At 39.9% G+C, this 20,559-nt stretch carries 17 protein-coding genes; 10 read left to right on the top strand and 7 right to left on the bottom strand.

Features of this window, described 5'->3' with window-relative positions:
* Positions 1 to 3: 3 nt before the first annotated feature.
* From aroB to pilM, 7 genes are all read right to left on the bottom strand, one after another.
* A complete protein-coding gene (aroB, locus tag ACQP6D_RS06405) occupies positions 4 to 1,086 on the bottom strand; it encodes a 3-dehydroquinate synthase (RefSeq protein ID WP_427857720.1) in 1,083 nt (360 codons plus the stop codon).
* A 6-nt stretch (positions 1,087 to 1,092) separates the two neighbouring features.
* Positions 1,093 to 1,635 carry a shikimate kinase gene (locus ACQP6D_RS06400; RefSeq protein ID WP_427857719.1) on the bottom strand — a complete coding sequence of 181 codons (543 nt, stop codon included), beginning with the start codon at positions 1,633 to 1,635 and terminating at the stop codon, positions 1,093 to 1,095.
* Positions 1,636 to 1,901: 266 nt separating this feature from the next.
* Positions 1,902 to 4,085, bottom strand: a complete 2,184-nt coding sequence (pilQ, locus tag ACQP6D_RS06395; protein WP_427857718.1) for a type IV pilus secretin PilQ — start codon at positions 4,083 to 4,085, stop codon at positions 1,902 to 1,904.
* A 37-nt stretch (positions 4,086 to 4,122) separates the two neighbouring features.
* On the bottom strand, positions 4,123 to 4,659 hold the full coding sequence (locus ACQP6D_RS06390) for a pilus assembly protein PilP (RefSeq protein WP_370387425.1): 537 nt from the start codon (positions 4,657 to 4,659) through the stop codon (positions 4,123 to 4,125).
* Positions 4,660 to 4,711: 52 nt separating this feature from the next.
* Positions 4,712 to 5,371, bottom strand: coding sequence for a type 4a pilus biogenesis protein PilO (locus ACQP6D_RS06385; protein WP_427857717.1), 660 nt, complete (start codon positions 5,369 to 5,371; stop codon positions 4,712 to 4,714).
* Positions 5,372 to 5,384: 13 nt separating this feature from the next.
* Positions 5,385 to 6,053, bottom strand: coding sequence for a PilN domain-containing protein (locus tag ACQP6D_RS06380; RefSeq protein ID WP_370387423.1), 669 nt, complete (start codon positions 6,051 to 6,053; stop codon positions 5,385 to 5,387).
* Position 6,054: 1 nt separating this feature from the next.
* On the bottom strand, positions 6,055 to 7,104 hold the full coding sequence (pilM, locus tag ACQP6D_RS06375) for a type IV pilus biogenesis protein PilM (RefSeq protein WP_427857716.1): 1,050 nt from the start codon (positions 7,102 to 7,104) through the stop codon (positions 6,055 to 6,057).
* 180 nt (positions 7,105 to 7,284) lie between these two features.
* On the opposite strand from pilM, the gene ACQP6D_RS06370 reads away from it, so the two are divergent.
* The 10 genes from ACQP6D_RS06370 (at position 7,285) to ACQP6D_RS06325 (ending at position 20,508) form a co-directional block, all read left to right on the top strand.
* Positions 7,285 to 9,636, top strand: a complete 2,352-nt coding sequence (locus ACQP6D_RS06370; RefSeq protein WP_427857715.1) for a penicillin-binding protein 1A — start codon at positions 7,285 to 7,287, stop codon at positions 9,634 to 9,636.
* A 339-nt stretch (positions 9,637 to 9,975) separates the two neighbouring features.
* Positions 9,976 to 10,908: a polyphosphate kinase 2 gene (ppk2, locus tag ACQP6D_RS06365; protein ID WP_100151997.1), complete on the top strand. Its 933-nt coding sequence runs from the start codon at positions 9,976 to 9,978 to the stop codon at positions 10,906 to 10,908.
* A gap of 167 nt (positions 10,909 to 11,075) precedes the next feature.
* A complete protein-coding gene (locus tag ACQP6D_RS06360; RefSeq protein WP_427857757.1) occupies positions 11,076 to 12,329 on the top strand; it encodes a glutamate-5-semialdehyde dehydrogenase in 1,254 nt (417 codons plus the stop codon).
* Positions 12,330 to 12,567: 238 nt separating this feature from the next.
* Positions 12,568 to 13,422 carry a protease HtpX gene (htpX, locus tag ACQP6D_RS06355; protein ID WP_267391058.1) on the top strand — a complete coding sequence of 285 codons (855 nt, stop codon included), beginning with the start codon at positions 12,568 to 12,570 and terminating at the stop codon, positions 13,420 to 13,422.
* Positions 13,423 to 14,220: 798 nt separating this feature from the next.
* Positions 14,221 to 15,408 carry an acetylornithine/succinyldiaminopimelate transaminase gene (locus ACQP6D_RS06350; RefSeq protein ID WP_370389211.1) on the top strand — a complete coding sequence of 396 codons (1,188 nt, stop codon included), beginning with the start codon at positions 14,221 to 14,223 and terminating at the stop codon, positions 15,406 to 15,408.
* Positions 15,405 to 16,115, top strand: coding sequence for a Sir2 family NAD-dependent protein deacetylase (locus tag ACQP6D_RS06345; RefSeq protein WP_367578317.1), 711 nt, complete (start codon positions 15,405 to 15,407; stop codon positions 16,113 to 16,115). The genes ACQP6D_RS06350 and ACQP6D_RS06345 overlap by 4 nt, the downstream gene beginning before the upstream one ends.
* Positions 16,116 to 16,211: 96 nt before the next feature.
* The gene (gene hemC / locus ACQP6D_RS06340; protein WP_427857712.1) at positions 16,212 to 17,144 is read left to right on the top strand and encodes a hydroxymethylbilane synthase; all 933 of its coding nucleotides are present in this window, start codon (positions 16,212 to 16,214) and stop codon (positions 17,142 to 17,144) included.
* The gene (locus ACQP6D_RS06335; RefSeq protein WP_427857711.1) at positions 17,141 to 17,872 is read left to right on the top strand and encodes a uroporphyrinogen-III synthase; all 732 of its coding nucleotides are present in this window, start codon (positions 17,141 to 17,143) and stop codon (positions 17,870 to 17,872) included. The genes hemC and ACQP6D_RS06335 overlap by 4 nt, the downstream gene beginning before the upstream one ends.
* Before the next feature lie 51 nt (positions 17,873 to 17,923).
* Entirely contained in the window at positions 17,924 to 19,309 is a 1,386-nt protein-coding gene (locus ACQP6D_RS06330; protein WP_427857710.1) for a uroporphyrinogen-III C-methyltransferase, read from the top strand.
* Complete coding sequence (locus ACQP6D_RS06325; protein ID WP_267391064.1) at positions 19,306 to 20,508, top strand: heme biosynthesis HemY N-terminal domain-containing protein; 1,203 nt, start codon at positions 19,306 to 19,308, stop codon at positions 20,506 to 20,508. The genes ACQP6D_RS06330 and ACQP6D_RS06325 overlap by 4 nt, the downstream gene beginning before the upstream one ends.
* Positions 20,509 to 20,559: the final 51 nt, after the last annotated feature.

Genomic DNA, 20,559 nt, shown 5'->3' with positions numbered 1-20,559 from the left:
GCTTCAACTTATATATTGGTTCAATGTTGTTGCTAGGTTTTGAGTTGTTACATTGTCAGTGATTTTTGCTTCACCCAATTGTTTCAACACCACAAAACGCATGTTACCATCGATAACCTTTTTATCATGGCTCATATGCATCAGCCAAGCTTCTAAAGACATTTTAGGAGGCGTAACAGGCAGGTTAACTTGTGATAATAATTTGATTAGACGCTGAGTATCATCCTGATGCAAATAACCAAGTTGTTCAGATAAACGGCAAGCAAGTACAGTACCTGCAGCAACAGCCTCACCATGAAGCCAGTTACCATACCCCATTTCAGCTTCAATGGCGTGGCCGAATGTATGGCCTAGATTCAAAAGAGCCCTGACACCACTTTCTTTTTCATCGGCCGCAACAATATCTGCTTTCATCTGACAGCAACGATGAACCGCATGTGCCAATACTTCAGGTTCTTGATTAATCAATGCTTCGATGTTGATTTCTAGCCATTCCAGAAATTCTATATCCCCCAACACTGCGTATTTTATAACTTCTGCCATACCTGCTGAAAATTCACGTGGTGGCAAAGTATGTAAGCTATTTAAATCAATAAACACAGCCTGAGGTTGATAAAATGCACCAATCATATTTTTACCCAAAGGGTGGTTAATTCCTGTTTTTCCACCTACGGAGGAATCCACCTGGCTAAGTAGTGTTGTAGGAATCTGTATAAATGGAGCACCACGCTGATAAGTTGCAGCAGCAAACCCTGCCATATCCCCAATTACTCCGCCACCTAAAGCCATAATGGTGGTTTTGCGTTCGGCGCGATTTTGCATTAGACCATCGTAAATCAGATTAAGTGTTTGCCAGTTCTTATATTTTTCTCCATCAGGCAAAATAATATTGAAATATTCGCGTCCTGAATGATTTAGTATTTTTTCCCATTGCTGCAGGTATAAAGGCGCTACGGTTTCATTGCTGATAAGTGCAATTTTGTTTGTAAAATAGGGTGCCAAAAGATGATTTGCGGATTCAAGCAGGTTGCTTCCAATAAATATGGGATACTGATGTGATGTGGTAGCAACGTTAAGTGTGTACATGATGATTTAAAGTTGAGGTATTTGTTTAGAATGTTGACGTAGTAAACGAATTAAACGATTTAGTGAGTGGAAGCTGTAGGGGCTATTCACATCTAAAACAGTATGTGCCGTAGCTCGATAGATGGGATCACGCAAGCTATATAATTCCTGCAATTTTGCTAAAGGGTCTGAGACTTGCAAAAGAGGGCGATTTTTATCGTGCCGTATCCTGTTTAATAGAACTTCAGGTTGCGCATGAAGATAAATCACATGCCCATTCTGCTGCAAATTTAGCCGGTTTTCAATTTTTAATATAGCACCACCACCTGTTGCTATAACAACATCTTTTTGTTGTGTCAGCTCACTAATAACAGCTGTTTCTCGAGTGCGAAAACCTGCTTCTCCTTCGAGCTCAAAAATAGTAGGTATTGATACTCCGGTACGTTCACAAATTACCTGGTCACTATCATAAAAAATGCGTTTCAGTTTATTGGCAAGTTGTTTTCCAAGAGTAGTTTTACCTGCCCCCATTAAACCGATTAAAATCAGATTGCCTGCGATGTTATCCATGTTTGTAATTGTAACTTAGTATAAGAATTTACGCATTAATTGGTAGAATAACCATCATCTGGACTTGCATTGATTAAAACAGAAACGTTGGGTGTGAAAATTTTTTTAGCTATAGTTATAGAGTCACTATAAATATCATTCTTAGTCATTAGTAATTGTATTTCTCAAATAATTTTATTTTTAAGTATGTTTGAAAATTTCTAACTCTATAAATTGAAAAAAAGTCAGCCTGTTATAAACAGGCTGACGAAGTTAAAAATGCTTACTTAATATTTTAATGGGGCACTGCTTGAATCGACTACACGAGGTGTGATAAATACGAGTAATTCATTACGTTGTTGGGTATTTTTTCTGTGTTTGAAAAGATTGCCAATACCTGGGATGTCGCCAAGTAAAGGTACTTTATCTATACTGTTTTCATTATTTTCATTGTAAATACCACCAATAATTAATGTACCACCATTCTCAATCATTGTCTGAGTCACTACATTACGCTTTTGCATACAAATGTCGCCAGAACGGAGAACATCAGGTGCAACATTTGAGCATGCTATGGGTCTGTCATTCTGTACGTTCAATGTCATAATAATATTACCGTCAGGTGTAACCTGTGGGGTAACTTTTAAGCCAAGAACGGCATCTTTGAAACTGGTAGAAGTTGCACCGCTGGAAGTTGATTCCTGATAAGGTACTTCATAACCAGATTCAATTTTTGCCTCTTTTCTATCTTGTGTTAATACTCGTGGAGAAGAGATAATTTTGGTTTTGCCTTGAGCTTGTGAGGCTGAAAGCTCTAAAGCGAGAGCCCCTGATGCAAATTTATGCACCCATGATACTACTGATGTTGGATTGGACACGCCAAGGTTGACATTAGGAAAACCAAGTTCAAAATTTGGATCACGTGTTGTACCACGATTTTGATCTTGAAGGGATACACTACCACCTATACCAGTTCGATATGTTCCCCTGTAGTAGCCGAATTTAGTTCCCAATTCACGGGCAAAACTGTCTGTAGTTTCAACGATTCGTGCTTCGATTAATACTTGTTGAGATGAAACATCAATTTGAGCAACCAGTTTTTCAAATTTTTTAATTACACTACTAATATCGGTAATGATTAAAGTATTTGTTGCAGGATCCAATAATGCGCTGCCGCGTGGACTCAAAATGCTTTTATCTGATGAACTGTTACCATCATCGGATAAATGCAAAATCTTTTTAAAATCTTCAACATTACGATACTTAAGTTGGAAAGTCTGAGAAATTAAGGGACCTAAGTCATCTAATTTTTTTTGCTGTTCTAATGATGCTGTATCCCTGTTCATCAGTTCGTCACGAGGAGCAACATTGATAACATTTCCTTCGCGACGCATATCAAGATTTCGAGTTTCCATAACCAAATTTAAAGCTTGATCCCAAGGTACATCTTTTAATGATATTGTCATTTTTCCTTGGACGCTATCACTGGCTATTATATTCATTCCTGATTCTTTCGCCAGAATCTGTAGGATTGTGCGGACATCAATGTCTTGAAAATCAAGTGAAACCCGTTTTCCTTTGAAGGATTTATTATTCGATTGTAGGCCTTTAGAGTCTAAATCAAATTTGTGTGTAACCTGAAGAACCAGATTAGTCCCACTTTTAATTTGGGAATAATCCCAGTCACCCTGCATCTGAATATTCACTTCGGTATCATTGCCAATCCTGCGTAGGCGAATAGTGCGTACAGGAGTACTGAAATCGGTTACATCCAGATTACGCTGTTGTTCTGTTAACAAAGGAACATTTTTATAAGTTAAAACCAAATTAGATGCATTGCGTCTAATTGCTGGCTCTCCTTTGTCACTCAAACCACTAATGGAAATTACACCATTACCATTTTTCCCTTTTTGAAAATCTATATTTATCGGTACAGAAGCTGATTGATCAAATGCGCTATTATTAGAACTGGCAGGCTGACGACTGACAACTTGTTCAATAATGTTATTTGTTGCTGTATAAGGTGTGTTGACTGTAGCCGGAGAAGTAGTAATTTTGTCTGATTTATTTTTTACTTTATTTTTGGACGGAATAGATTCCTGTACATATACCCAGACTTCATTGCCTTTAATTACAGCATTGTACTGGCCAGTTTTGGCTAAGGATAGCATTACACGAGATTTGTCTGTAGTTTGACCAGCTTCAATTTGCTGTAAAACTGTATCATCAAATTTGAGTAAATTTTGTGGTAAGGTTATTCCTGTCCCAGCAAAGTCCAATGCAATTCGTGCAGGATTTTCGGTTGTAAAACCTTTAGGTAACGCAGGATCCTTATCAAACTGAATTTTAATCAGACGTTGCTGGTTTGGTAACGCACCGACATTTATGGCTGTTATGTTACCGGCAAAAAGACTCTGACTCAGTAAACCCAGACCCAGAGTGGACAAAATAGATATGGTTTTAATTTTCATATTGGTACCTTCTTAATTTTAAATGGGTTACTTTTTTTCAGTTCTGACTGGATGTCTCTGAAGATGCTGTGTCAGCAGCCTGCAAGGGTAAACTAGCCCGTCTGCTAGTCCAATTGCCGTATGAGTCTTCAACTAATTCGGATATAACAATTTCATCAGGCGTTATTGCAGTAATTCGTCCATAGCTTTGACCCAGATAATTACCCAGATTAACAGTATATACGTGTCCATTTACTGAAATAAATGCAGATGGTGCTTTTCCCGCTCCTTTAATTAAACCAACATAATGCAATTCATCTAATGAAAAATTTTCTAAGATTTGTTTAGGTCGGTTTAGATCAGGTGCATTAGCGCCTTGTAAGCCTGCTTTCAGACGCGCAGAATCAAATATATTCATTTGGGGCTGTGGAGGAGGGGTGTAAGAAGGCTGAATATTTATTGTAGTTTGCTTCTGTTTCATGGGTTTGATTTTTGCCTGTTGGCTGGTATTACGCATCCATTCATGTAAATCTTCATTTGCTGCCGAACACGCACTCAGTGTAAAAATACACAGGCAGATTAGATATTTATTCATATTTTTTCCGTTGCTTATATATTAAATTACCCTAGTTACAGCTATAGGCAGCCTATTTTTGGTCGTTTTTATTTTTGTTTTGAGCTTTAATTTCTGCATCTGTTAAAGCTTTATATGTATTGGCAACTGCGTTTAAGGTAAGCGTATTATCTTTCTCATTTCGTTTTAGTACGATTGAGTTTAATGTGACTATTCGTGATAGCTTCCCTACATCACGAAGAAACTGACTTATTTGATTATAACTGCCTGTCAATGTGATATTGTAAGGTAAAGTTTGAATAACTTGTTGATCTGATTTATTTTGTGGCTGATCATCTGAGTTTGAATTTAGAACTTGTGCTGGAGTGATGCTGTCCATATTCAAACCATTTTTGGTAGCACATTCATGTAGTTCTTGAATAAGATTTGGAATTTCAGCTTGTGTTGGGAGCTGTTTTAATAATAAATGAAATGAACCATTAATATTATTAAGTTCTGCTTTCAGTACATCAAGATTAGCTGCCTGTTTACTTTTTTCAGTATAGGTTTGCTTTAGAGATTCTTCTTCATCCTTCAATTCACTAAGCCGCTCATTTAATCCACTGTAAACAAAGAAATAAGCAATAAGGAGAATCAATACAATAATACCACCGGCTATGCCTAGCTGTACAGGTTTGGCTTGTTGGGAGAGGAAATTTAGATTAATTGATTTAAGATCTATATTTTTGGCCATTGTCAATACTCCTTCAATTTGTTGGTTCAGATGCACTAGACTCATTTTCTTGATGAGGTGCTTCTGTATCCTGATTTAGTTCAGTTGATGAAGAGTTTGAGTTAAGAACCTGATTGGTTTCTATCATATCTTCTTGCTGGCCAATAAGATTATTCAAGCGTATGCGAATGCTAAATTCCTGAGTATTATTAACTCGTTTGATATTTAATAATTCAGGTGTAGTAAATAGTTGTCCTGGTAAAGCATTCATGAAAGCTGCAGTTTTAGCATCACTAAAAGCTTTACCATTAATGACATATGTATTGGCATCTTGAGCTTCTATACTAGTTATATACAATCCTAATGGTGCTAATGTATTCAAAGTATCCAGTATACGAGCCGCTTCAAAACGTTTGTTAGATAACTCTTCTACTTTTTCTTGTCTGGCTGTGAAATTTTTGCGCTCATCTTGTAATTGAGCGATCTGTTTAATTTCTCCATCCAGTTTGTTTATTCCATCCTTTAATACTTGATTACGGGCATCTTGACTGCTAACCCGGCTATCTATAGCTATGTAGCCTAATACTGCCAGACCTATACCGATTAAAGCAGCAACGGCCAGTAGAGTCTGAAATTGTTTCTTTTGTTTGGTTTGTAAAGCTTCTCGATAGGGCAGCAGATTAATTTTTAATAAAGGTAACATCTTATAATCCTCTTACGGCCAGGCCAAAGGCTACGGTTAATAAACTACTGTCCTGTTGCAATTTTGCCTGTTGAATGGCATCACCAGGCTGTGCTAACAGTATAGGGTTGATCTGTTGCGCAGGAATACTGGTTTGCTGGCTGATGCTGTCAGCAAGGCTATTGGGTGCCTGATTATTGCTGTAACCAAAAACAAGGATTTCTTCAATTTCATTTTCTTGACTAGCTGAAGTAAAATAAAATTGTAAAACTCTCTGTATTTCCTGAATAAATTGTTGTTGGAATGGCTTCGCTACAGTCTGATTGTAATCTTCTGGCTTGGTTTGACTATAGAGCATTTCCCACGCTTCTTCATCAGTCAGCTGGTAGTTTCGGCGCAAGGATTGCATCAGATGATCATAGCCAAGATTAATTTCTTGTTTATAAAGTAATTTACCATGACGCATGATAATTGCTTGTGTTTCACCGTAACCTATGTTGAAAACTGCGATACATTTTTCTGTTAATTCAGGCTGTCTGATATTTATCCATGTGATGGCGCTATTCATTATTGCCAGTATATCGACATCCATTTGTGTGGGTGTAATACCTGCATCGGTAAAAGCATCCATCAGAATATTGACATCATCCCGTTTGCTGTTGACCAGTAGCAAACTTTCTTTTCCATCCTCATTGATACTGACATTCTGATAGTCGTAACTTACATCATCCATTGAGTCATATTGACTCAATTCAGCCATGATTTGTTCTTCTTCGGTATACTCTGTATTTTCATCTCTATCGAGAAACTGGATGGAGGTTTGCTTTTGTGAAATGGCTACGGTAATGTTGCGACAATTGCTTTGGAGCATTTGTTTTGCCTGTTGTAGATGAACAACAAGTTCATCATGATTTTCGATGTTGCCGTTACCAATAATATTTTTTGGCAAAGGCACAACAACGTATTTTTCGAGACGAAATTGATTTAAACTGCGTGCATTCAGGAGCACCATGTTAATGCTTTTATCAGTAAGACTGATACCAAGACACTGTCTCGATGAAGTTGTGGCCACCTTCTTATTCTTTGAATTTATTTTGAAATTATTCAGTTTCATGAAAGGGCTTTCTGTCTGTTTATCAAACGGGTGATGAAGTGCTTAAAACTCGATTTTGTATGTTGCTAACGAAATGAAGAACAAAGTTTACTTTATTTTGAATATGTTTCGCAGCCTTTAAATGAAAATTAGTTGATTATGATTAGAAAATTATTGCTATCTACCGTTGGTTTGTTTGTAGGACTGGTGCTATTTGCTGCTGGTCTGGTGGCGATTGCAATTATGGTAACTTATCCTAAATTGCCTTCTCTAGAAGCTGTAACTCATTATCAGCCGAAAATGCCACTTACCATTTATTCTGCTGATGGCAAGCTTATGGGGCAGTTTGGTGAAGAACGACGTGCTTTTACTCGTATCAATGATTTTCCACAAGTACTGAAAGATGCTGTTGTTGCAGCTGAGGATAAGCGGTTTTATGAACATGGTGGTGTTGACTTTATTGGCATTAGCCGTGCGCTTATTTCTAATCTAACTGGTGGTGTGCAATCTGGAGCCAGTACTATTACTCAGCAGGTGGCTCGCAATTTTTATCTTACTAATGAGCGTACCTATACGCGCAAGTTCAATGAGGCTTTGCTGGCCTATAAAATTGAACAAAAACTGACTAAAGATCAGATACTGGAACTTTACTTTAATCAGATTTATCTGGGGCAGCGTGCGTATGGTTTTGCAGCTGCTTCTTTGGTTTATTTTAATAAGCCTGTACAACAATTAGATTTGGCAGAGGCGACGATTCTGGCCGGTTTGCCTAAGGCTCCTTCTACTTTTAATCCTGTTGTAAATCCACAACGGGCTAAAATGCGTCAGCGATATATTCTGAATAATATGGTTGAACTGGGCAAAATTACTCAGGCTCAGGCTGATGCCGCTTATGCTGAACCATTAAAGTATGTGCATTATCAGCAGGCTATAGATCAGAATGCTCTTTATGTCGCTGAAATGGTACGTCAGCAGATGTATGAAAAATATGGTGACGCGGCGTATACCCAAGGATTCAAGGTTTATACCACAGTAAATTCTCAGGATCAGGCAGTAGCTACTCAGGCGCTGCGTAAGGTATTGAACAATTTTGATAGAGGTTCTGCTTATCGGGGTGCTGAAGGCTTTTTTGATTTAAGCAAAATTCCAGATGATATTCGCGATGAACAGATAGAGCAGTATTTGGCCAATCGCTCAGCGGTGGATGGGATGCTACCGGCTGTGGTGACAGCTCTGAATTCCAATTCAATAGTAGTTTATATCGCTGGTGTAGGGGAGATGCGCATTGGGGGTAATAGTTATAACTGGATAAAGCGTGCAATTAACAATGCTAAATTGGGTGAAGCATCCGTGCGTGTTGGTTCGGTAGTTCATGTGCATAGAGAAGGTAATAGTTACCGTGTAGTGCAGCAACCGGAACTTCAAGGTGCAATTGTTGCTTTAGATGCTCAGACAGGGGCAATTAAAGCACTTGTGGGAGGTTACGACTTTTACCGCCGTAGTTTTAATCGTGCCACTCAGGCAAAACGGCAACCTGGGTCATCATTTAAACCGTTTATTTATTCTGCTGCTATTGCTAAAGGTTTTACGCCGGCTACGATGGTTAATGATGCGCCGATTGTTTTGCCAGGTATGGGTAATGGTGGACGTGCATGGGCACCAAAAAATTCGGATGGACGCTATGCTGGATTTATAACACTGCGACAAGCATTAACTGCCTCCAAAAATATGGTGTCTATTCGTATTTTGATGGCAATGGGGGTGGATTATGCCAGACAGTATGTGCAGCATTTCGGTTTTAGGCCAGATCAGATTCCCAACAGTTTGTCGATGGCATTGGGTAGTGGGCAGGTAACGCCAATGCAAATGGCTGAAGGCTATGCAATTTTCGCTAATGGGGGATACAAGGTTTCCAATTATGTGATTGACCGAATTTATGACAGTCGTGGTAATTTGCGCGCGCAGATGCAGCCGTTGGTGGCTAAACAGAATGCTCCCATGGCTATAGATCCGCGTAATGCATTTATTTTGTATCACATGATGATGGACGTGGTTAATCATGGGACTGCTTATAGTGCTCATGCATTGGGACGCAGTGATATAGCGGGTAAAACAGGTACGACTAATGATAATAAGGATGCTTGGTTTGTAGGTTTCAATCCGAATATAGTTAGTGCGGTATTTATTGGTTATGACCGTCCACGCAGTATGGGACGTTCTGCTTTTGGTGGTACGATTGCAGTGCCAGTATGGCTTGATTACATGCGCTATGCGTTAAAAGATAAACCGGTTGTAAATACACCAGTTCCTGCCGGAATTGTTCAGAAATCCGGTGAATTTTATCTGAAGGAATATCAGACAACTAATCCTGATCTACCACTGGATAATCGAGCTGACGGGCCGATTACGTCAAAGCAGGGAAATAGTAATAATGATGGAGATGATGATGGTGCTGAAATTCCAGTTGTTCCGCAGTCAGGTAATAATGGCCAATTAGATTCTCTTTTCTAAACGATATTAGATAAAGATATTTATTAATAAAAACGGGTAATCTGTACAGATACCCGTTTTTATTGAATATATTTTTGAAAAGAAAACTTAAATTTAAAAAATTATTTGTTATCTGGTTGAATTAGATTTTTTATTATGGAAATGAATATTTGAAAATTAGAATTTTTGAAATTACAGTGGTTTTTAGTTGTCATAGTTGTAATAGACTAAGGTTTTATTAATCTATGACATTTTGTTTGGTAAGCAGACTGTACATTGAGTTACAATACTTATACAGATTATCACATTTCTTAAAATGAAAATTTGGCTTACTCTGAGCCATAATAGGAAAGGAAGAATATGAGTGAGCAGATACTAAAGCCTGAACAATCCTCTGAAGTGAACAATCAGGATAAAGACACTAAATTAAATGTTTTTGAAAAAAGTGTGCTGGAGTATCGAGGAAAACATTCCGATGAAGATTCGTCTTCAGCACCTTTGCCGGCTAGTTATCCATACCGCACTCGGATGCGGCGGGCTACTTATGAGCGTGAGAAAGCCAGATTGCAAATTGAGCTGTTGAAAGTGCAAAACTGGGTTAAGGAATCTGGTCAGAAAATTGTCTCTTTATTTGAAGGTCGGGATGCTGCCGGTAAAGGGGGGACAATCAAGCGATTTATGGAACATCTCAATCCGCGCGGTGCCCGAGTTGTAGCGCTGGAAAAACCGACAGAAACTGAAAAAGGGCAGTGGTATTTTCAACGCTATATTGAGCGTTTGCCGACAAGTGGTGAGATGGTTTTTTTCGATCGATCTTGGTATAACCGTGCTGGTGTGGAAAGAGTAATGGGTTTTTGCCAGCCACATGAATATTTGCAGTTTATGCGTCAAACACCAGAATTGGAACGTATGTTGGTTAACAGCGGGATTTATCTGTTTAAGTTTTGGTTTTCTGTTTCTAGAGAAGAGCAGTTGCGTAGGTTTATTTCTCGTCGTGACGACCCGTTGAAACACTGGAAACTTTCGCCTGTTGATATTCAGTCTCTGGATCGCTGGGATGATTATACGGCAGCTAAGAATGACATGTTTTTTCATACGCATACCGGTGATGCACCCTGGACGGTTATTAAATCCGATGATAAAAAACGAGCCCGTCTGAATTGTATTCGCCATTTTTTGACTGAACTTGATTATCCAGGTAAGGATACCAATGCCATTGGTGCTGTTGACCACTTAATAGTGTTGAGGCCACAAACCAATTTTAAGGATTCTACCGATACACATATTGATTAGTTCTATTATGTGTGCAGGGTTCTATTAGCCTGATAATTTTTACCTATCATGTGGATTTCAGGGTATATGCAAGGGTAGTTGTAATTGGGTAAATGTATTCTTTGTGATTTTATATGAGAATAAGAATGATTTTAGTGTTTTTTTCTGGAAAGTAAATTCACGTGGAATTGACCAAATATATTACTGAAACGGCTAAAGCAGCTAAAGAGGCTTTTTATTCCCTGACTAGAGTTTCTGCTGCACAGAAAAATCAGGCTTTAATGCTGATTGCTAATAATCTAGCTGCACAACAGCACCTTATTCTTGCAGCCAATGAGGCGGATATGAAGGCAGCACGTTTGCAGGGATTGGGTGCTGCTTTACTTGATCGTCTGCATCTGAGCAATCGTAGTATTGATGCGATGATTGAAGGTGTTCATAAGGTTGCTGCACTGTCTGATCCAGTAGGTGAAATGGATGATTTTAGAACTCTGCAAAGTGGTATCACGGTTGGTAAAATGCGTGTTCCGCTTGGTGTAATTGGCATGATTTATGAATCACGCCCGAATGTGACGCTGGATGCGGCGATTTTATGTCTGAAATCAGGTAATAGTTGTTTATTACGCGGTGGGAGTGAAGCCATTAATAGCAATAAAGCTATTGCTGCTGTCATCAATTCTGCTTTGATTGAAACTGGAATACCCCAAGCAGCTGTTAATCTGATTACTGAGACTGATCGAGCAGGTGTTGATGTGCTGCTTAATCTGCCGGAATATATTGATGTGATTATTCCACGTGGCGGTAAAGGGCTGGTGCAAAGAGTGAAGGAAAAATCGCGGGTACCGGTAATCAAACATCTTGATGGTATTTGTCATGTTTATATTGATGCTTCCGCTTCTGCAGAAATGGCAATTGATATAGCTGTAAACGCGAAGACTTCGCGCTATGGTACTTGCAATACTATGGAAACCTTATTGATTCATACTAGCCAAGCAAAAAAATTATTGCCTTTACTACAGCAAAGGTATGCTGAGAAAAATGTTGAATTACGTGGTTGTGCGCAAACTGTGCAGATTTTGAAGGATGATGTTTTACCGGCTACTGAGGAAGATTGGTCTACTGAATATTTGGCTCCAATTCTGTCTATAAAGGTAGTAGACAATATTGAAGACGCTATAGAGCATATAAATCATTTTGGCAGCCATCATACTGATAGTATTGTAACCAATGATTTACTACATGCTCAGCTTTTTCTGCGTGCTGTAGACTCTGCTAGTGTTATGCTGAATGCGTCTACTCGTTTTGCAGATGGCTACGAGTATGGTCTAGGGGCGGAAATTGGTATATCTACTGATAAAATCCATGTACGAGGTCCAGTAGGGTTGCAGGGGTTAACCAGCCAGAAGTGGATTGTTTTGGGACATGGAGAGGTACGTATTTAGGGATTAGTCTGTTTTAATCATCGCTATATTCTTTTGACTTGAATGTTTCTTTCTCTATACAGAATGTCGCTTTTCAAAGTTGAATTCGTGAATTAAATCATTTCTTTAATTTTATATGATAATTTTTGTTTGTGACTTCTGATTTATAAACTGTTTGTTTCAAGTTTGGTATTTAGATTTTTATATGTCAATATTATATTGTGCTGATTAAATTCTGCAGAAATTAAAAGGGCATAATGTGAAACGCATTTTATTGTTTATTGCTACAAATCTAGCCGTTATTATCGTTATTAATATTGTTCTGAACATTTTATGTGCATTTTTGGGTATTAGGCTTAACAGTAATACGACCAGCAGTTTGTTGTTAGTGGCAGCTGTAGTGGGTTTTACCGGTTCGTTTATCTCTTTGTTGATGTCAAAATCGCTAGCTCTTGCTTCGGTCGATGGTCAGATAATCGGTCAACCTCAAAGTGCTGCGGAGGCATGGCTACTAAACACTGTAGCCCGGCTGGCAAATCAGTGGAATATTACTATGCCGGAAGTGGCGATTTATGATTCTCCAGAGCCCAACGCTTTTGCGACTGGTGCTACTAAAAATAGCTCACTGGTCGCGGTGAGTACTGGTTTGTTACATGGTATGTCTCAGGATGAAGTAGAAGCTGTGCTGGCTCATGAAATGGCACATATTGGTAATGGTGATATGGTGACAATGACATTGTTACAGGGTGTGGTAAATACATTTGTGTTTTTCTGGGCACGCCGTATTGCAGATGTTATGTCCAGAGATGAAAATGGAGAAGTGTCTCAGGGAGCCTACTTTGCAATAAGTCTGATTTTGCAGATTATATTTGGTTTTTTGGCCAGTCTAGTTGTGATGTGGTTCAGCCGTCAGCGTGAGTATCGGGCAGATGCAGGTGCAGCACGTTTAGTGGGTGCACCAAAAATGATCGCTGCTTTGCAGCGGTTGAAAGGTGAAACCAGTCAGTTGCCGACTGGTATGTCTGCTCTGGGAATTGCCAGTGAATCGGATGACTCTTTGTTTAGCACCCATCCAACGTTGGATAATCGAATTAATCGTTTGCGCCAAATGTGAAATCTGTATTTTTATAAGTAGACTGCTTTAAATCAACCTCTTATATTTATTTTGTGCAAAATGCTAGTAATTATTTTGAAGCTAAATTGCTGAGTACTATTACAAATAAGGTTCATTAGAAATTAGTAATAGCCGATTTATACTGAAGCCATAGGTTAATTGAAAAAATAGTTTGTGGATTTATGTTTTTTCGGCTTTTTATAAAAAGTATTTATAAGTTTCTGATCGAATATTTCCCTTATTTGTTTCAGTCTTAGATTTATAATTAAGGAAATTCTGAACACGGTAGTGATAAATAAACAATTTCTTCAGAATATTCTTTTAAAAATGCACTAGTTCAAACCTTTGTAATTGACTAATAAATCTGTTTTTAGTTTTAAGAATTTAGCTATAAGAGTTATTCTGGTTTTATGAATAACATATAAGAATTATAATTTATTTGGTACTTCAAATTTGATATTTATTTCAAATTTTAATGAGTTATGATCAATTTTTCTGTCTATTTTGATGAGGGTTTTGTCTTGATAGATGTTATGGAAATTAGTTATCTAAATAGTTTTTTGCATAAAACTTATGATTAATGCTGAACATATAAGTTTAGGAATTTGAAAAATGTTCGCATTTTATCTCTTTGCTTTCTATAAGCTTATTCTCAAACTAATATTTTATTCAGGTTAATCTTTACTGAATCAGTTGTTGGTATGTTTTCTTATTTGTTCATCAGGTTTATGATACATTGAGATAGCAGAACTTGATGACTTCTGATTATGATAAATGTATAGATTAATAGAGAGAAATATGCATAATTATTTAACACCGAATTTTAGTTTTGCACCTATGCTGCCTATTCGTGCTGAAGGTAGCCGTGTTTGGGATGATAATGGGCAGGAATACATAGATTTAGCAGGTGGGATTGCTGTAAATGCTTTGGGTCACTGCCATCCGCTTCTGATTAATGCGTTGATGGAACAGGCACATAAGTTATGGCACATTTCCAATATTTATACCACCCAACCGGCACAGAATTTGGCTGAGCGTCTGGTAAAACACACATTTGCTGAGCAAGTATTTTTTTGTAATTCTGGCGCAGAAGCCAATGAAGCTGCTTTTAAACTGGCCCGAAAATATGCGCGTGACCATTTTCCTGATACAGGAAAACACGAAATAATTGCTTGTATTAATGGATTTCATGGTCGTACGCTTTTTACAGTCTCTGTAGGCGGTCAACCCAAATACAGTAATGATTTTGCGCCCTTGCCTGCTGGTATCCGGCATATTCCGTTTAATGATGTTGCTGCTATTGATGCAGCGGTCAATGATAAAACCTGTGCGGTAGTTATTGAACCGATTCAAGGTGAAAGTGGTGTATTGCCTGTAACAGAAGCATTTTTGCAGGCGGCACGTCGTGCCTGTGATCGTCATCAAGCTTTGTTGATTCTCGATGAAGTGCAAACGGGGATGGGACGTACCGGTAAGTTGTTTGCACATCAGTATTATGATATCCGGCCGGATATTGTTTCAGCTGCCAAAGCACTGGGTTGTGGGATTCCTATAGGTGCTATGTTGACAACAGAAGCTGTTGGCCGCAGTTTTACGCCTGGTAGTCATGGCAGTACCTTTGGTGGTAATCCGCTAGCGTGTGCGGTGGGCTGTGCGGCATTTGATATTATAAATACGCCTGAGACCTTGCAGAATGTTTTGCGGCAAGGTGAAAAATTGAAGAAAGGTTTGCAGGAATTATCTGATGCATCTGGTGTGTTTGCTCAGGTAAGAGGACAGGGCTTATTGCTTGGTTGTGTGATGTCTGATAAGTACAAAGGACGGGCTGCGCAATTAATGCAGTTGGCTTTGCAGCATGGCTTGCTGGTTTTGGTGGCAGGTAATAATGTCTTACGTTTTGCACCTAGTCTGCTATTGACTGATGCTGATTTGCAGACTGGCTTGCAAAGACTAAAAGCTGCGATTAAAGCTTTTGTGCACATATGAGTAAGTTTTCGTCTGTGGGCCGGCATAAAATTGTTGTGTTGACAGGTTCGGGCATCAGTGCAGAAAGTGGTTTGCAGACTTTTCGTAATCATGGTGGATTATGGGATGGTGAAAAAATTGATGATATTGCTACACCTGAGGCTTTTGAGCGCCATCCTGAACGAGTATTAGAATTTTATAATCGTTTAAGGCGGAAGTTGCTAAGAGCTCAACCTAATACGGCTCATCTAGCATTAAAAAATCTGGAAACAAGATACAATGTTAATATTATCACGCAGAATGTAGATGATTTGCATGAGCGTGCTGGTAGTAGTCATGTACTACACTTACATGGTGAACTCTTAAAAGCAAGAAGTAGTGTTGATGAAAATTATATTGTCGATTGTTTTTCAGATCAGACGCTGGGAGATAAGGATAATCATGGCTTCCAGATGCGGCCGCATATTGTGTGGTTTGGAGAGACTGTGCCGATGATTGACTCTGCCATTCAGCTAATGCGTTGTGCTGATATAGTTATCATTGTTGGCACATCTTTGCAAGTATATCCGGCTGCAGGTCTGTTTCACTATGCGGCACGATCTGCAGAAATTTTTCTGGTTGATCCTCAACCACTTGAAGGATTGCAGAATATACAAATCATTCGTGCATCTGCTCAAGCTGGTGTAAGTAGTCTGGTTGATGAGTTATTGTTACGAACTGAAGCTTGACTTTGAATACATATTGGGTTGTGTAAGTAAATGCAGCTTAATCTACAGTTAATGCTAAAATTTATATTTTAATTTTTTGGTTTTATGTGTCTTGGTATGAAAAAAAATAATCTGGTCATTGCTAGTCGTGAAAGCGCACTGGCTATGTGGCAAGCACGACACATACAGCAGTGTTTGCAGGGGCTTTATCCTAATATATCTATAACTATTCAAGGTATGACGACAAAGGGTGACCAGATACTAAGCCAGTCTTTGTCTAAAATAGGCGGTAAAGGACTGTTTATCAAAGAGCTGGAATGGGCATTGCAAGCAGGAACCGCCGATATTGCGGTTCATTCACTTAAGGATGTACCTATGGAGCTGCCGGAAGGTTTTGTTCTGGCTGCTATAACTGAGAGGGCTAATCCTTTTGATGCTTTTGTTTCACAACAGTATGCCCATCTGTCGGAATTGCCAGAAGGAGCCATTGTTGGCACATCTAGTCTGCGCCGCGAAGCTCAGCTTCGGTTGCACTATCCGAATTTACACATAAAACCTTTGCGCGGTAATGTGCAGACGCGCCTCAGTAAATTAGATAAACAAGAATATGCAGCTATTATTCTGGCTGCTGCTGGTTTGGAACGTTTGGGTTTAGATCATCGTATCCGTAGTATTTTGCCGGTTGAAATTTCCATACCTGCGGCTGGTCAAGGTGCACTGGCAATTGAGGTGGCTTCTCACCGGACTGATTTATTAAACTTGTTGCAGCCTCTTCATCATGCAGTTACAGCAGCTTGTGTGACGGCAGAACGAACCATGGCAAAGTTTTTGGGTGGTAGCTGTCAAGTACCTCTGGCTGCTTATTGTGTTGAAAGCTCTGGTATGCTTGAATTGTTTGGTTTGGTTGCTTCTGTTGATGGAAAAACGGTGCTGCGTGCCAGCGCGCAGGCTTCTATGAGTGATGTTGAACAACTGGGTTTAAACGTGGCACAAAAATTAGCCAGTTTGGGCGCCAGAGACTTGATTAATGAAGTGCTGTCCGGTCAATGATTACTCAGCCCAGCATTGCATTGATGCGTCCGCGCCAGGCTGTGGCTGCTGATATAAAAAGCTGTATTCGTGCTGGATGGCAGCCATTATTAATGGAGTATCAGCAGTTGCTACCTTTTGATGATATCTTGCAGCAGCTGGCTGAGCGCAGCTTGAAACAAGATGTTATTGTTTGGGTCAGCCCTAGCGCAGTGCACATTGCTGCCAAATATCTTGTTCAGTCTGATAATGTAGTGCATGTGGCTGTAGGCGCAGCTACAGCAAAAGTGTTAATTGCTTACGGTTTTAAACAGGTCGTTTATCCGTTTGATGGCAATGATAGTGAAGCAGTTTTACGTTTAGCCATATGGCATCAGCAAAATGGAAGGATGATGCTGATTAGGGGTGTTGGCGGTCGCGAATTGCTGGTTGACAAGCTAGGTCAGCAAGGCTGGCAGGTTGAGCTGGCTGAAGTGTATAAGCGCCAGCCACAGCTGCTTAATTGGTCAGTATTGAGGCAGCCAATTAAAGAAAAGCGTTTAAAGGCTGTTTATATGACGACAAGTGCTGCTGTAAATGCGTGGTTTTCGCAGATGCCGCCAGATTTGTACGCAATTGGCAAAAGCTTGTTATACTTAGTTCACCATCCACGTGTGGAAGCAGCGCTGTCGAGTTATGATGTAACTACGATGCTGGTATCGGATTTACAGCGTGGATTGGAAATTTTGCATTCAGACAGTACAGTGTGATAGTTGTTCTGCTGAGCTGTTGTCCCAATTATCGTGCAGGGAGTATACCGAATGAGTGAACAACAAGATACGCAGTCTGGTCAGTCTCCGGAACAAGGTAAGCAGCCATTGCTGGTGAATACACAAGGTGAAGTGCGTGTACCTCCTGAATCGACTACATCCGCGGCAGCTGAACCTTCAGATAAACAAAAAGCCGGCACCCATCAAACTAAAGATTTTCAAAAAAACAACACAGGATCAGGAATGTCTGTACCTCAAGAAACCAGCCGGCCAGCTGCAGTGAAACAAGTATCTGGTACGGGTAAGGGAATAGCACTGGGTGCTTTGGTACTGTCGATACTGGCATTGGGTGCCAGTGGATTTTTATTCGTTGAGGGACAAAATCTGCTGAAAAATCAGCAGCTTCAATTTGATCAGAAAATCGAAAATGCAGGTATTGGTGCCAGTAAAACCGCAGCTACAGTGGAAACAAGTTTGGTGCGGGTTGATGAATTGAGTAAGCAGTTGCAAGATTTGCAAACGCAGCAGAAAACGCAGGGTGAAAATGTTGACCGTCTGACTCGTGCATATCAGGAGCTGGTAAAAAGCCGTACTGATTGGCTGGTTGATGAGATTGAGGCTACACTAAATTTGGCTGCGCAGCAGTTGCTGATATCGGGTAATGTTCCGGTGGCCGTAAATGTGCTGGAAAATCTGGATAGTCGTTTGGCACGTTTTGACCAACCTCAGTTACTGCCAATTAAAAAAGCCATCAGTAGTGATCTCGAAAACTTGAAAGGTCGTCCATATCTTGATGTGGCCAGTGCCTCTCTCCGTCTAAATCGTCTGGAATCTGGCGTTGCAGGCTTACCTTTAGTCGTTGATAATCAGTTGCAGCCTAATGTTTCTTCTGGTACGGCAACTATTAATCCAAATGCATCTTGGTGGCAGCGTACGTGGCAAGCTACACTGCATTCGCTAAGTAGTATGGTTGAAGTTCGGCATATCAATCATAATGATTCGATGTTAATGTCGCCGGAACAAATTTATTTTGTACGAGAAAATCTACGTCTGCGTTTGTTGGATGCGCGTATTGCGCTGATTCAGCGGCGTAGTGAGGTTTATGCCGCTGATTTGAATACAGCCGAGGCCACGGTTAAACAGTATTTTGATGGTAGCTCTGCGGCGACACAATCTTGGCTTAAAGAGCTGTCTCAACTGAAAATGTTGAATGTTCAGACCAATCAGGACAGTAATCTTTCTGCAAGTTTGTCAGCAGTGCGAGATTATCAGCATCAGGCTGGTATGGATATGTCAACTGCGTTGCCGGATTTTAGTGCTTCAAGTGCCAGCAGTGCTTCTGCTGTGGCCGAAACTCATTCAGCAAAAGCAGCCAGTGCGGAAAGCGCTAAAAATGCAACAGCAGCTTCTACCGTGCAGGGAGAACATTCATTATGAGATCTTTGTTATGGTTGATTATACTATTTATAGTGGCTGTAGCTGTGGTACTGGGTGCCAAGTATTACAGTGGTGATGTTTATATTGTCGTAGAACAGACGTTGATACGTATTAATCTGCAGCTCTTTATCGGTATGGTGCTTTTGACGGTGGTAATGCTGTATATTTTGCTGCGCATTGTTATGGGTTTTGTGCATCTCCCCGGCCATTGGCAACATTGGCGCATAAATCATCAGCGCCATCAGGTTGAAACGGCCTTGAATCATGCTGGTTTGGCTTATTTTGAAGGACGCTATCAGTTTGCTGCCCGAGAGGCTGAACGAGTGCTGCGCAATAAACAGGGTCAGCATAGCCGATCACTGGCTTTATTGCTGGCTGCTCACAGTGCAGACCAAATGGATGATATGAGTACTCGAGACCGCTATTTAAACGAGGTGGCCAAGCTGCCCGAAAAACAGCAACTCTCACGTTATCTGCTGCTTAGTCAGTCAGCTCTGGCTCAGCACAATGAGCAGCAGGCAAAGAGTGCATTGGATGCTGCGGCCAAAATCAATCCGAATTTAACTCAGCTTGTGAAACTACAACTACGCTATGACTGGGATCAGCATGATGCACGAGGAGTATTGCAGCAAGTGGATAAGCTGAGCCGTGCAAGTGCATTAAGTGATAGTGAACAGCAGCAATATAGATATTGGGCTTACCGGCAATTACTGGCTGAAGCCAAAAATCCTGTTGAACTGAAAAATAGTCTTAAATCAATACCAGTGGACGAACAAGAAAGCTTGTTGAGTGCAGATATAGTAGAAAAGTATTTACAGCTAGGGATGTACACACAGGCTGTGAAATGGGTAAAGAAATATTATCCACGTAGTCATGATGCTGCATTGTTACCAGCTTTTAATCACGCTAATCAGTATTTGAGCAGTAAAGAACAGCAAAAAAATATGATAGCAGCGGATAAGTGGTTACAACAGGAGCCACAGAATGCGGATTTGTTATTGCTGATGGGTGAGATGAGCTACCAGCAGCAATTATGGGGTAAGGCGAAAAATTATTTAGAAGCGAGCTTGCAAGCGAAAAGCAATAATGTGACCAGATTATTGCTGGCAAAAGTGCTGGAGCAATCGGGTGAAAATGAGGCCGCAGAAGAGCAGCGTACTCAGATTCTGTCCAGTATCAGTAATGATGATGAGTTGTAATTTTTTATTTTGATTTTACAGGCAGTCAGTACATTTTTTGCTGACTGCCTG

This window comes from Snodgrassella sp. CS2, assembly GCF_050310315.1.
In the GTDB taxonomy this organism is placed as follows: Bacteria; Pseudomonadota; Gammaproteobacteria; order Burkholderiales; family Neisseriaceae; genus Snodgrassella; species Snodgrassella alvi_E.
Note: the sequence above shows the minus strand (reverse complement) of the source record. Positions and strands in the feature narration are given on the sequence as shown.